Source organism: Micromonospora sp. WMMD730 (genome assembly GCF_049178955.1).
GTDB lineage: Bacteria > Actinomycetota > Actinomycetes > Mycobacteriales > Micromonosporaceae > Micromonospora > Micromonospora wenchangensis.
In genome coordinates, this window is the sequence record NZ_JBMHML010000002.1 from 3860540 (window position 1) to 3872408 (window position 11869).

The 11869-nt window shown below is 74.1% G+C and carries 14 protein-coding genes; 6 read left to right on the top strand and 8 right to left on the bottom strand.

From position 1 onward, the window contains the following. Positions 1 to 38 precede the first annotated feature (38 nt). Complete coding sequence (locus ACN265_RS16845) at positions 39 to 509, top strand: hypothetical protein (RefSeq protein ID WP_421408491.1); 471 nt, start codon at positions 39 to 41, stop codon at positions 507 to 509. A gap of 45 nt (positions 510 to 554) precedes the next feature. On the opposite strand, the gene ACN265_RS16850 is transcribed toward ACN265_RS16845, so the two are convergent. From ACN265_RS16850 to ACN265_RS16885, 8 genes are all read right to left on the bottom strand, one after another. Continuing rightward, a complete protein-coding gene (locus ACN265_RS16850; RefSeq protein WP_421408492.1) occupies positions 555 to 1334 on the bottom strand; it encodes an IclR family transcriptional regulator in 780 nt (259 codons plus the stop codon). Position 1335: 1 nt separating this feature from the next. After that, positions 1336 to 1716 (bottom strand): 4-carboxymuconolactone decarboxylase, encoded by a 381-nt coding sequence (gene pcaC / locus ACN265_RS16855; protein WP_357762353.1) that lies wholly within the window; start codon positions 1714 to 1716, stop codon positions 1336 to 1338. Continuing rightward, positions 1716 to 2489 carry a 3-oxoadipate enol-lactonase gene (gene pcaD, locus ACN265_RS16860; RefSeq protein WP_421408493.1) on the bottom strand — a complete coding sequence of 258 codons (774 nt, stop codon included), beginning with the start codon at positions 2487 to 2489 and terminating at the stop codon, positions 1716 to 1718. The genes pcaC and pcaD overlap by 1 nt, the downstream gene beginning before the upstream one ends. Next, the gene (gene pcaB / locus ACN265_RS16865) at positions 2486 to 3826 is read right to left on the bottom strand and encodes a 3-carboxy-cis,cis-muconate cycloisomerase (RefSeq protein WP_421408494.1); all 1341 of its coding nucleotides are present in this window, start codon (positions 3824 to 3826) and stop codon (positions 2486 to 2488) included. Before pcaB ends, pcaD begins: the two co-directional genes overlap by 4 nt. Continuing rightward, the gene (pcaG, locus tag ACN265_RS16870; protein WP_204926579.1) at positions 3801 to 4373 is read right to left on the bottom strand and encodes a protocatechuate 3,4-dioxygenase subunit alpha; all 573 of its coding nucleotides are present in this window, start codon (positions 4371 to 4373) and stop codon (positions 3801 to 3803) included. Before pcaG ends, pcaB begins: the two co-directional genes overlap by 26 nt. Further along, positions 4366 to 5106 carry a protocatechuate 3,4-dioxygenase subunit beta gene (pcaH, locus tag ACN265_RS16875; protein ID WP_421408495.1) on the bottom strand — a complete coding sequence of 247 codons (741 nt, stop codon included), beginning with the start codon at positions 5104 to 5106 and terminating at the stop codon, positions 4366 to 4368. The genes pcaG and pcaH overlap by 8 nt, the downstream gene beginning before the upstream one ends. Further along, complete coding sequence (locus ACN265_RS16880; RefSeq protein WP_377683000.1) at positions 5103 to 5846, bottom strand: CoA-transferase subunit beta; 744 nt, start codon at positions 5844 to 5846, stop codon at positions 5103 to 5105. The genes pcaH and ACN265_RS16880 overlap by 4 nt, the downstream gene beginning before the upstream one ends. Positions 5847 to 5922: 76 nt before the next feature. Next, positions 5923 to 6741 (bottom strand): CoA transferase subunit A, encoded by an 819-nt coding sequence (locus ACN265_RS16885; protein ID WP_402898326.1) that lies wholly within the window; start codon positions 6739 to 6741, stop codon positions 5923 to 5925. Positions 6742 to 7000: 259 nt separating this feature from the next. Between ACN265_RS16885 and ACN265_RS16890 the strand changes: the two genes are divergently transcribed. The 5 genes from ACN265_RS16890 to ACN265_RS16910 all read left to right on the top strand — a co-directional run bounded on the left by ACN265_RS16890 (position 7001) and on the right by ACN265_RS16910 (position 11826). Next, on the top strand, positions 7001 to 8173 hold the full coding sequence (locus ACN265_RS16890; protein ID WP_204926582.1) for a 4-hydroxybenzoate 3-monooxygenase: 1173 nt from the start codon (positions 7001 to 7003) through the stop codon (positions 8171 to 8173). Positions 8174 to 8373: 200 nt separating this feature from the next. Further along, positions 8374 to 9345: an ABC transporter substrate-binding protein gene (locus tag ACN265_RS16895; RefSeq protein WP_421408496.1), complete on the top strand. Its 972-nt coding sequence runs from the start codon at positions 8374 to 8376 to the stop codon at positions 9343 to 9345. 63 nt (positions 9346 to 9408) lie between these two features. Beyond that, positions 9409 to 10203: an ABC transporter permease gene (locus ACN265_RS16900; RefSeq protein ID WP_357935261.1), complete on the top strand. Its 795-nt coding sequence runs from the start codon at positions 9409 to 9411 to the stop codon at positions 10201 to 10203. Then, positions 10200 to 11021 carry an ABC transporter permease gene (locus ACN265_RS16905; protein WP_357935264.1) on the top strand — a complete coding sequence of 274 codons (822 nt, stop codon included), beginning with the start codon at positions 10200 to 10202 and terminating at the stop codon, positions 11019 to 11021. Before ACN265_RS16900 ends, ACN265_RS16905 begins: the two co-directional genes overlap by 4 nt. Next, positions 11014 to 11826, top strand: a complete 813-nt coding sequence (locus tag ACN265_RS16910) for an ABC transporter ATP-binding protein (RefSeq protein WP_363654581.1) — start codon at positions 11014 to 11016, stop codon at positions 11824 to 11826. The genes ACN265_RS16905 and ACN265_RS16910 overlap by 8 nt, the downstream gene beginning before the upstream one ends. The last annotated feature ends 43 nt before the right edge of the window (positions 11827 to 11869 follow it).

The window sequence follows — 11869 nt, forward strand, 5'->3', positions numbered from 1 at the left end:
GGGTGCCCGGACGACGGGCGGTGTTCTAGGGTGCCGGAATGACGAGCGAACCCCGGGAGGCGGAATCCCGCATCGGGCCGGTCGGCGCGCTGCTCTGCCGGCTGGTCTTCGTGGCCATCTGCCTGCCCGGCCCGATCCTGCTCGCCGCCGACGTGACCGGCGACCTGCCGTTGTCCACCGGGGAGCGCTGGGGGACCGTCGCCGGCGGGGTGTTCACCACGATCGTCGGGCTCGGCTTCGGTATCTTCGGCTGGCGGGTGGTCGACCGGTCCCGCAGCGACGCCCGCCGGCTCGACGCCACCGGGGTCGCCGCCACCGCCGAGATCCTCACCGTGGCGCACCACCTCGGCGGGGAGAGCCCGGAACTCGACCTGCACGTGCGGATCAGCGGGCCCGGCTTCGCCCCCTTCGAGGCGGACACGGTCCGGCCCGACGACCCGGGACTCGTGCCCGGCAGGCTGCTGACCGCCGTCGTGGACCCGACGAGCCTGCTCTACCGGGTCCAGTGACGACAGGGCTCAGGTGCCGACGGGCCCGGGGCGGTGGCGGCCGGTTCAGGACGGGCCGCGCAGGTCCTCCTCGATCCGCCCGGCCGTAGCCAGCAGCGGTGGGAGCAGTTCCCGCCGGATCAGCTCGAACGACCCCCGGCTGGCGTGTGCGGACAGGTTCACCGCCGCCACCACCGACCCGTGCGGGCCGTGGATCGGCGCGGCCAGCGACCGCAACCCCTCCTCCAGTTCCTGGTCCACGATCGCGTACCCCTGGGCGGCGATCTTCGTCAGAATCGCCCGCAGCTTCGCCGGGTCGGTGACGGTCCGCCGGGTCAACTGTTGCAGCCACGCGGTGGCGAGGTAGTCGTCCAGCCGGTCTGCGGGTTGCGCCGCGAGCAGCACCCGACCCATCGACGTGGCGTACGCGGGGAACCGGGTGCCGACGCTGATCCCCACCGTCATGATCCGTCGGGTGGGCACCCGGGCGACGTAGACCACCTCGTCGCCGTCGAGCACCGACACCGAGCACGACTCGTGCACCTGCGCGACCAGCGCCTCCATGTGCGGTTGGGCGATCTCGGGCAGGCCCAGGCCGGACAGGTAGGCGTAGCCGAGGGCGAGGATCCGCGCCCGCAGCGAGAACAGCCGGCCGTCGGTGTGCACGTACCCCAGGTCGACCAGGGTGAGCAGGAACCGGCGGGCCGCGGCCCGGGTCAGCCCGGTACGGCGGGCCACGTCGCTCAGGGTGAGCTGCGGATGCTCGGCGTCGAACGCCCGGATCACCGCGAGCCCGCGCTCCAGCGACTGCACGAACTCCGGTGACCGTGCCGCCTGACCGCCCACCTCACCCAGCCTCCCGCCGCAGGGCCTCCCGGGCCACCGTGAACGCCCGGTTCGCCGCCGGTACGCCAGCGTAGACGCCCACCTGGAGCAGGACCTCCGCCACCTCCTGTTCGGTCAGCCCGTTGCCCAGCGCGGCCCGCACGTGCATCGCCAGTTCCTCCTCGTGGCGCAGGGCGGCGAGCACCGCGAGGGTGACGCAGCTACGGGTACGCCGGTCGAGGCCGGGCCGGGTCCACACCTCACCCCAGGCGTAGCGGGTGATGAAGTCCTGGAAGTCGGCGGTGAACGCGTCGGTGCCGGCGACCGCGCGGTCGACGTGCGCGTCACCGAGCACCTGCCGGCGTACGGTCATGCCGGCCTCGTGCCGTTCGCGGTCGTCCATCAGTCACCCGCCTGGTCGAAGTGTTCCCGCAGGAGTCGGCCCACCGGCCCGGGTCGCTCGACGTTGGCCAGGTGCGCCGCCGCGTCGAGGACGACCAGCCGCGCCCCGGGGACCCGCTCGACGATCTCCCGGGCGTGCCCGACGGGGATCGCCGGGTCGTCCGCGCCCGCGACGACAAGCGTCGGCACGCCGATCCGGCCCAGGTCGGGGCGCAGGTCCAGGGTGGCGATCGCCTCGCAGCAGGCCGCGTAGCCGGCCGGGGAGGTCGCGGTCAGCATGGCGCGGTAGCCGGCCACCAGAGCCGGGTTGGCGGCGGCGAACGGCGGAGTGAACCAGCGGGCCACCACCGCGTCGGCGATCGCCGGCAGGCCACCGGCGCGGACCGTGGCCGCCCGTTGCCGCCACGGTTCGGGTGGGCCGAGCCGGGCCGAGGTGCACAGCAGGGCGAGCCGGCGCACCCGGTCGGGCGCGTGGGCGGCGAGCCACATGCCGACCATGCCGCCCAGCGACAGCCCCGCGTAGTGGACCCACGGCACGTCGAGGTGGTCCAGCGTCCGCAGCACCTCCCGGCCCAGCAGGGCCACCGTGTACGGCCCGGTGGGCGTCGCCGAGCGGCCGTGGCCCAGGTGGTCGTACCGGATCACCCGGAACCGTTCGGCCAGCGCCGCGACCTGGGGTTCCCACATCGCGCCGGTGGTGCCGAGGGAACTGCCGAGCAGCAGCACCGGCGCGGCGGGCGGGCCGTCGATCCTCAGGTGCAGCCGGGAGGTCACGACCCGGCCTGCCGGGCGGCGGCCAGCGCCGCGTCGACGAACCGGCCGGCCGAGCCGAGCCACCGGTGCGGGTCGAGCGCCTCGTCGATCTCCGCCCCGGACAGGTGGGCCCGGATCTGCGGGTCGGCGAGCAGCGCGGCGCGGAACGCGGGGGCGGCGGCGGCCCGGGCGACCAGGTCGTGCGCGACGTCGCGGCCGACGGCGGGGGCCAGCCGGGCGGCGACGGCCTCGGCGAGCACCCGTCCGCCGGTGGCGTCGAGGTTCGCCCGCATCCGGGCGGGGTCGACCCGCAGTCCGGTCAGCAGCCGGGCGGACCGGGCGGTGACGCCGCCGGCCAGGTGCAGCAGGTCCCGCAGCGGCTCCCACTCGGCGTGCCAGCCGCCGGCGGCCCGCTCGTGCTCCTGCACCGCCGCGGCGAACAGGGTGGCGACGAGGCCGGGGCCGCGGCGGGCGGCGGCCCCGATCAGGATCGCGTCGACCGGGTTGCGTTTGTGCGGCATGGCGGAGGAGCCGCCGCGTCCGTCGCCGCCCTCGGTGACCTCACCGACCTCGGTCTGGGCGAGCAGCCCGACGTCGAGCGCGACCTTGCCGGTGGCCACGAGCAGGCCGCCGAGGGCGGCGGCCAGATCGAGGCGGGGTTGCCGTCGGGTGTGCCAGGGCAGCGCGCTCGCGGGCAGCCCCAGGTGGGCGGCGTACCGGGCGGCGACGTCGGGGCCGGCCGGGCCGAGCGCGGCGAGGGTGCCGACCGCGCCGCCGAGTTGCGCGGGCTGCCCGTCGCCGGCCTGCCGGAGCCGGTCGCGGGCCTGCGTCAGGCCGATCAACCAGCCGGCGGCCTTGAGTCCGAACGTGGTGGGTGCCGCCTGCTGGCCGAGGGTCCGGGCGACCAGCACGGTGTGGCGGTGGGTGTCGGCGAGCCGGACGGCCGCGTCGACGGCGGTGTCGAGGTGCGGGCGCAGCGCGTCGAGCGCCCGGACGGCCAGCAGGCTCAGCGCGGTGTCCAGGATGTCCTGGCTGGTCGCCCCGAGGTGCACCCAGGGTCGGGCCGGGGCGGGCACGGCGGCGGTCAACTCCCGTACGAGGGGGACGACGGGGTTCCCGGCGGCGTCGGCGGCCCGGCCCAGCGCCGCCGGGTCGTACCGCCCGGTGTGGCACGCGGTGACGATCGCGTCGGCCGCCGGGGCGGGCACGAGACCGGCGTCCGCGCCGGCCCGGGCGAGGGCCGCCTCCGCGTCGAGCAGCGCCCGCAGCAGGGCCGGATCGTCGAGTTCCGCGTCCACCTCCGGGTTGCCGGACAGCCCGGAGAGCAGGCCGTCAGACGGCGAAGAAGACGGTCTCACGGTCGCCCTGCAGGTGGATGTCGAAGCGGAACCCGTCCGGTGCGGCGCTGGCCAGCAGCGTGTCCCGGCGGTCGGCCTCCACGCCGGAGAGCACCGGGTCGACGGCGTTGGCCGCCGGCTCGTCGGGGAAGTAGAGCCGGGTCACCAGGCGGTGCAGCAGCCCCCGGCCGAGCACCGACAGGGTCAGGTGCGGGGCCTCGGTGCCGCCGTCCGGGTCGGGCAGCGGCCCCGGCCGGACCGTCAGCAGCCGGTAGCGCCCCTGGTCGTCGGTCTCGCTGCGGCCGAACCCCCGGAATCCCGCGAGCCGCGGCGGCCGGGCCCCGCGCGGGTCGTCGGGGTGGTCGAACCGGCCGTCCGGGTCGGCCTGCCAGCTCTCCACCAGAGCGTCGACCACGGGTTCCCCGGTGCCGTCGACGATCCGGCCCCGGATCCAGAACGCGCCGGGGGTGCCCTCGGGGACGACGTACGGGCCGTCGGGCCAGTGCAGGCCGATGCTCAGGTACGGCCCGACGGTCTGCGCCGGGGTGACGCCCAGCCGGTCACTCATGGTCGCCGTCCTCGAAGGGGGTGCCCTCCCGGCCCCGCAGCACGATGTCGAACGCGTAGGCCAGCGCCCACTCGGGCTGCGTGGCGGCGTGGTCGTAGCGGGCGACCAGCCGTTGCCGGGCCATCGGGTCACGCACCGAGTGCAACACGGGGTCCTGGAAGAACAGCGGGTCGCCGGGGAAGTACATCTGGGTCACCAGCCGCTGGGTGAACGCCCGGCCGAACAGGGAGAAGTGGATGTGCGCCGGCCGCCAGGCGTTGTCGTGGTTGCGCCAGGGGTAGGCCCCCGGTTGCACGGTGACGAACCGGTACCGCCCCTGGTCGTCGGTGAGCGTCCGGCCCACCCCGTCGAAGTGCGGGTCGATCGGGGCCGGCCAGGTGTCGCGCTCGTGGCGGTAGCGTCCGGCGGCGTTGGCCTGCCAGATCTCGACCAACGTACGCGGCACCGGCCGGCCGTCGCCGTCGCGGACCCGGCCGTGCACGATGATCCGCTGCCCCTGTGGTGATCCGTCGTGCTGGCGGGTCAGGTCGTGGTCGAGGTCGCCGAGGCGTCCCTCGCCCAGCAGCGGCCCGGTGATCTCGGTCAGCCGCTGCGGCAGGTGGACCAGCGGCTGCCGGGGCGCCCGCGTCACAGTCGACCGGTAGCCGGGGCTGAACAGCGGCGGGTGGGCGTCGACGTCGTCGCGCCGGTACGCCGGCAGCGGCAGCCGGCGGCCGGCGGTGTCCTCGGTCATGGTCGGCTCCCCTCGGCCGTCGCCCGCAACGCGCGCAGCACCGCCAGCTCGTCTGCCGTGGGCGGTTCGTTGGTGGTCAGCGGCTCGGCGACGGCGAGGTCCCAGCCGGTGGCGGCCCGTGCCTGCTCCCGGCTCACCCCGGGGTGCAGCCGGGTCAGGGTCAGCTCGCAGCTCACCGGGTCGGGTTCCAGGACGCCGAGGTCGGTGATCACCAGTCGGGGTCCGCCGCCGCGCAGGCCGAGCCGTTCCCGGTCCCCCGGGCCCGTGCCGTAGCCGACGGAGGTGACGAAGTCGACCCGCGCGGTGAAGGTGCGCGGGTTCTGCCGGACGATCACCACGACCTCACGGCAGGAGGCGGCGATCTCGGGTGCCCCGCCCGCGCCGGGGAGCCGGACGGCCGGGGTCGCGTAGTCGTCGCCGACGACTGTGGTGTTGAGGTTGCCGTACCTGTCGAGCTGGGCCGCGCCGAGGAAGCCGACGTCGATCCGGCCGGGTTGGAGCCAGTAGTTGAACACCTCGGGCACCGACACGACCGCGTCGGCGGTGTCGGCGAGGACGCCGTCGCCGATGGACAGCGGCAGCCGGTCCGGTTTCGCGCCGAGGCAGCCGGACTCGTAGACGAGCACCAGGTTCGGGGCGTGGGTGGCGCGGGCGAGGTTCGCCGCGGTGCTGGGCAGTCCGATCCCGACGAAGCAGGCGACGCCGTCGCGGAGCTGCCGGGCGGCGGCGACGGTCATCATCTCGTCGGCGGTCCACTCCGCGGGCGGGGGCGGGCCGCTCACGTCGGCCTCCCGGGGCGGGGGGCGGGCCGCGCGGTCATGCCGCCGCCCCGGCCCGGTGCACGTGCCGGTCGAGCCAGGCGCGGAAGGTGTCGCGGTCCCGGCTGACGGCGTCCCACGCCCGGTAGAAGTCGTTGTCCCGGACCGAGTAGCCCTGGGCGTAGGAGGGGTGGGCGCCGCCGGGCACCTCGGCCACGGCGGTGACCGCCCAGCCGGGCAGCACGACCTGCCCGGGGACGGGGGTCAGCTCGGGCACGACCTCCTCGACGGTGACCAGCGAGCGGTGGGCGGCGAGCACCGCCTCCTTCTGCACGCCGGTGATGCCCCACAGCTGCACGTTGCCGGCCCGGTCGGCGCGTTGGGCGTGCACCACGGTCACGTCGGGGCGCAGGGCCGCCACGGCGGTGAGGGTCTCGCCGGTGAACGGGCAGTCGACCGACCGGACGTTGGCGGTGTGCCGGGGCAGGTCGGTGCCGGTGTAGCCGCGCAGCACGGCGAACGGCAGGCCGGACGCGCCGGCCACGTAGCGGTTGGCCATCCCCGCGTGGCTGTGTTCCTCCAGCTCCAGCGGGCGCGGCCAGGAGTGCTGCACGGCGTCGCGGAACCGGTGCAGCGATCCCACGCCGGGGTTGCCGCCCCAGGAGAAGACCAGCCGGCGGGCGCAGCCGGCGCCGATGAGCTGGTCGTAGATGACGTCGGGGGTCATCCGGACCAGGGTCAGCTCCTGCCGTCGCTGGCGGATGATCTCGTGGCCGGCGGCGAACGGGATGAGGTGGGTGAAGCCCTCCAGGGCCACCACGTCACCGTCGCGGACCAGTTCCGCCACGGCCTGCGCGAGCGGGACGAGCGTCGCCATGGGCCTCCCGCCTCACCTCGGACCGGTGTTCGCCATGCGGACCATCGTGCTCATGTCGAACGTACGGTCGGCGGCGACATCCGTCAATGTCCACCTCGGGTCCCGACGTCGGGAGGACCACCGTCCGGGCAGGACGTTGACGGGAGCCGGGTCGCGTGCCAACGTTCAATGAGAGAACACCCGTTCGCTCAGCGAACGCTTTCGGTGGCCCGCCGCCGGGCCCCGGTGTCGGGCCGGCGTCCAGGAAGGACGGACCGGGATGCGTACCCAGGTCGGCATCGTCGGCGCCGGGCCGGCGGGGCTCATGCTGTCGCACCTGCTGCACCGACAGGGCATCTCCTCGGTGGTGCTGGAGAGCCGCAGCCGTGAGCACGTCGAGCACCGGCTGCGCGCCGGGGTGCTCGAACAGGGCTCGGTCGACCTGCTGTGCCGCACCGGCGTCGGCGAGCGGCTGCTCCGCGAGGGGCTGCGGCACGAGGGCATCGAGCTGCGCTTCGCCGGGGAGTCGCACCGGGTGCCGATGACCGAGCTGACCGGGCGGGCGATCACCGTCTACGGGCAGCAGGAGGTGGTCAAGGACCTGATCGCCGCGCGCCTCGCGGCCGGCGGCACGATCCTGTTCGACGCCGAGGTGACCCGGCTGGACGGGCTCGACTCCCCCGACCCGGTGGTCCGCTACCGACACGACGGCCGGGAGGAGGAACTGCACTGCGACTTCGTGGCCGGCTGCGACGGGTTCCACGGGGTGAGCCGGGGTGCGGTGCCCGACGGGGTGCTGACCAGCTACGAGCGGGCGTACCCGTTCGCCTGGCTGGGGGTGCTCGCCGCCGCCGCGCCGGCCGTGGAGGAACTCGTCTACGCCCACCACGAGCGGGGTTTCGCCCTCTACAGCATGCGCTCACCGCAGGTCTCCCGGCTCTACCTCCAGGTCGCCCCCGACGAGGACATCGCCGCGTGGCCGGACGAGCGGATCTGGGCGGAACTGCGGGTCCGGCTGGAGACGGTGCCGGGCTGGTCGCTCACCGAGGGGCCGGTGCTGGAGAAGTCGATCACTCCGATGCGCAGTTTCGTGGTGGAGCCGATGCAGTGGGAGCGGCTGTACCTGGCCGGGGACGCCGTGCACATCGTCCCGCCCACCGGGGCCAAGGGCATGAACCTGGCGCTGGCCGACGTGGCGCTGCTCGGCGAGGCGTTCGCCGCCTGGTACTCCCACGGCCGCACCGACCTGCTGGCGGGCTACTCGACCACCGCGCTGCGCCGGGTCTGGCGGGCCCAGCACTTCTCCTGGTGGATGACCTCGATGCTGCACCGGCTGGCGCACGACGACCCGTACGAGGCGAAGTTGCAGACCGCGACGCTGCGGTACGCCGCCACCTCGCGGGCGTACGCGACGAGCCTGGCCGAGAACTACGTGGGCCTGCCCGAGGTCTGAGCGACGCCACCACGACGCAGCGTCGTTCAACTTATTCATGACGGGCGTCAGAAATTCTTGACTTTCGATGTCGGGGTGGCTGACCATGGCCACCACAGCGGCGTGCGCCCCCACGCAGCGGTTGGTTCCCCCCGCAGGTCCGAGGCATCCCGCCGACTTCCGACGCACCCCACCACCCCCGCCCAGGAAGGGCCTCGTCAATGAAGAAGGTCATGGCTCTCGGGTTGATCGCCGCCGCGGTCGCCCTCACCGGATGTACCGACTCCGACGCGTCCACCCCGTCCGCGCCGACCTCCGGCGACCTGCGCAAGGTCCGGGTCGCGGCGCTGCCGATCACCGAGACCGCCGCGCTGTGGGGCGGCATCAAGGCGGGCCTGTTCGCCGAGCGCGGGCTCCAGGTCGAGGTGCTGCCCGCCCAGGGTGGCGCGCAGGCCATTCCGGCGCTGATGAACGGCGACATCGACTTCGCCATCGGCCAGCCGTTCGGCCCGTTCCGCGCCGACCTGCAGAACCTCGGCGTCGTCATCATCGGCAACTACGCCTCCTCGTACGCCCAGGGCGACGACATCAACGCCGTGGTGGCCTCGGCGAAGTCGGGTGTCACCCGGCCGGCCGACCTCGCCGGCAAACGGGTCGCGGTCAACAGCCTGGGCGCGGCCGGCGACGTCACGATCATGGCGGCGGTGGAGAAGGACGGCGGCGACCCCAGGAAGGTCAAGTTCGTCGAGGTGGCCTTCCCGGACGCCCCGGCCCAGCTCGCGGCGGGCAACATCGACGCCGCCTGGGTGCCGGAACCCTTCGTCACCCAGCTGAAGGGTCGGGGCGACAGGTTCGTCGTGGCGCCCTACCAGGCGGTGGTGCCGGGCCTTGCCACCCTGACCACCATCACCACCACCGCCCGCCTCGACAAGGACGCCGAGCTGGTCGGGGACTTCTCCGCGGCGATGAAGAAGACCCTCCAGTGGGCGCAGGACCCGGCCAACGCACCGGCCCTGCGGCAGGCCATCAAGGACAACCTCCAACTGCCGCCGCCGGTGGCGGAGTCGGTCAGACTGCCGGCGTTCGGCTGGGACGTCGACCGGGCCAGCCTGCAGACGCTCGCCGAACTCGCCGGCCGGTACCGGGTGCTCGACCGCCAGCCCGACCTCGACCGGCTCATCCGCCAGCAGTAGCCGACCCGGCGTCGCCCGGCGGCCCGGCCGCCGGGCGACGCCACCTTCGGAGGTGACCCGCCCGTGCCCACCACCCGACGGCCACCCGCGTTGCGCAGGACGCTGCTGGGCGTCACCGGCCTGGCCGCCTTCCTCGTCGGCTGGCAGGCGATCCCGACGCTGGGCCTGATCGACCCGCAGTACCTGCCGTACGTGACGGACGTGCTGGCCCGGCTCGGCGAACAGCTCGTCGACCTGGCGTTCTGGCGGCGGCTCGGCAGCACCATGACCTCCTGGGCGATCGGGCTGACCGTGGCGACCCTCGCCGCCGTCGCCCTCGGCACCCTCGTCGGCCTGGTGCCCTTCCTACGCCGGAGCACCCACACGATGGTCGAGTTCCTGCGTCCCATCCCGTCGGTCGCGCTCATCCCGCTCGCCGTGCTGATGTTCGGCATCCAGCGGCAGGCCGCCCTGGTCATCATCGTCTACGCGTCGTTCTGGCAGGTGTTCGTGCAGGTGATCTACGGGGTCGCCGACGTCGACGCGGTGGCCCGGGACACCGCGCGCAGCTTCGGCCTGCGCCGCCGCGAGCAGTGGACGCACCTCGTCCTGCCGACCACCCTGCCGTACCTGATGACGGGTCTACGGCTGGCGGCGGCGGTGGCGCTCATCCTGGCCATCACCGCCGAGATGGTGATCGGCAACCCGGGGCTCGGCCGCATGATCGAGCTGTCCCGCTCCGGCGGCGACGCGGTCGGCCTGTACGCCCTCGTCGTGGTCACCGGCCTGCTCGGGCTGGCGGTGAACCTCGTCTTCCGGTTCGTCGAACGGCGGACGCTGTCCTGGCACGAGTCCGTCCGTGGGGAGCGGGCGCTGTGACCGCGTACCCGGGCCGGGTCGTCGCCGCGCCACGCCGCCGGGCCGGTACGCGGGCCGTGGCGGGCCTGCTGCACGCGCTCGGGCTGCCGATGCTGCTGCTGGTGCTCTGGGGCCTGGTGGCGACCAGGGCGACGAACCGGTTCTTCCCCGACCCGGTGACGATCGCCGACGCCTTCGTCGACACCTGGATCGGGCCCGCGTTCGTGCAGGACGTGCTGCCGAGCCTCTACCGCCTCGGCCTCGGGGTCGCCGCGTCGATCGTGCTCGGCGTCGCCGCCGGCACCGTCATCGGCCTGACCCCGTGGTTGCGCGAACTGCTCGAACCGCTGCTGGAGTTCCTCCGGGCCGTCCCGCCACCGGTGCTGATCCCGGTGGCGATGCTCCTGCTCGGGATCACCGACACCATGAAGGTCGTGGTGATCGTCTCCGGCGCGGTCTGGCCGATCCTGCTCAACACCGTCGAGGGGGTCCGGGGCACCGACAGCGTGCTGACGCAGACCGCACGGTCGTTCCGGGTCACCCGGTGGGAGCGGCTGTGGTTCCTGGTGCTCCCCGCCGCCAGCCCCCGGATCATGGCCGGGGTCCGGCAGGCCCTCTCGGTCGCGCTCATCCTGATGGTCATCTCCGAGATGTTCGCCTCGTCGGCCGGGCTGGGTTACCGGATCGCCTACTTCCAACGCAACTACCTCGTCGCCGAGATGTGGAGCGGCATCCTGCTGCTCGGCGGGGTCGGCGTGCTGCTCGCCGTCGTCTTCGGGGTCGTCGAACGGCGCGTGCTGCGCTGGTACCACGGAATCAGGGAGGTCAACCGTGTCTGACCGGGGCACCCTGCTGCGGGTGACGCAGCTCAACAAGGTCTACCGGGCCCGCACCGGCGACGTCGAGGCGATCGGGGACCTCAGCTTCACGATGGACGCCGGCGAACTCGTCTGCATCGTCGGGCCGTCCGGATGCGGAAAGACCACCCTGCTGAAGTGCCTCGCCGGGCTGCTGCGCCCGACCGGCGGCACCGTCGAGATGCACGGCGCACCGGTGACCGGCCCCAGCCCCGCGATGGCCGTGGTGTTCCAGGAGTACGGCCGCAGCCTCTACCCGTGGCTGACCGTGCGCGGCAACGTCGAGCTGCCGCTGCGGCACAAGCGGCTGTCCCGCGCGCAGCGGCACACCCTGGTCGCCGACGCGCTCGACGCGGTGGGCCTGGCGCACGCCGCCCGCAGCCACCCGTGGCAGCTCTCCGGCGGGATGCAGCAGCGGGTGGCGATCGCGCGGGCCGTCGCGTACCAGCCGGAGGTCCTGATCATGGACGAGCCGTTCGCGGCGGTGGACGCGCAGACCCGGGCCGACCTGGAGGACCTGGTGCGGGAGCTGCACGCCCGACGCGGGATCTCGGTGCTGTTCGTCACCCACGACATCGACGAGTCGGTCTACCTCGGGCAGCGGGTGCTGGTGCTCTCCCACGCGCCCACCCGGGTACGCGAGGACCTGGTGATCGACCTGCCCGCCGACCGCGACCAGATCACCACCCGCGCCCTGCCCCGGTTCACCGAACTGCGCACGCACGTCTACGGCGAGATCCAGCGGGCCAGACGCGGGCACAATGTGGCCCCGCGACCCGCGCCGTGAGCGCGCCGGGCGTCGGAGGCGTCGGAGGCGTCGGAGGGGATGA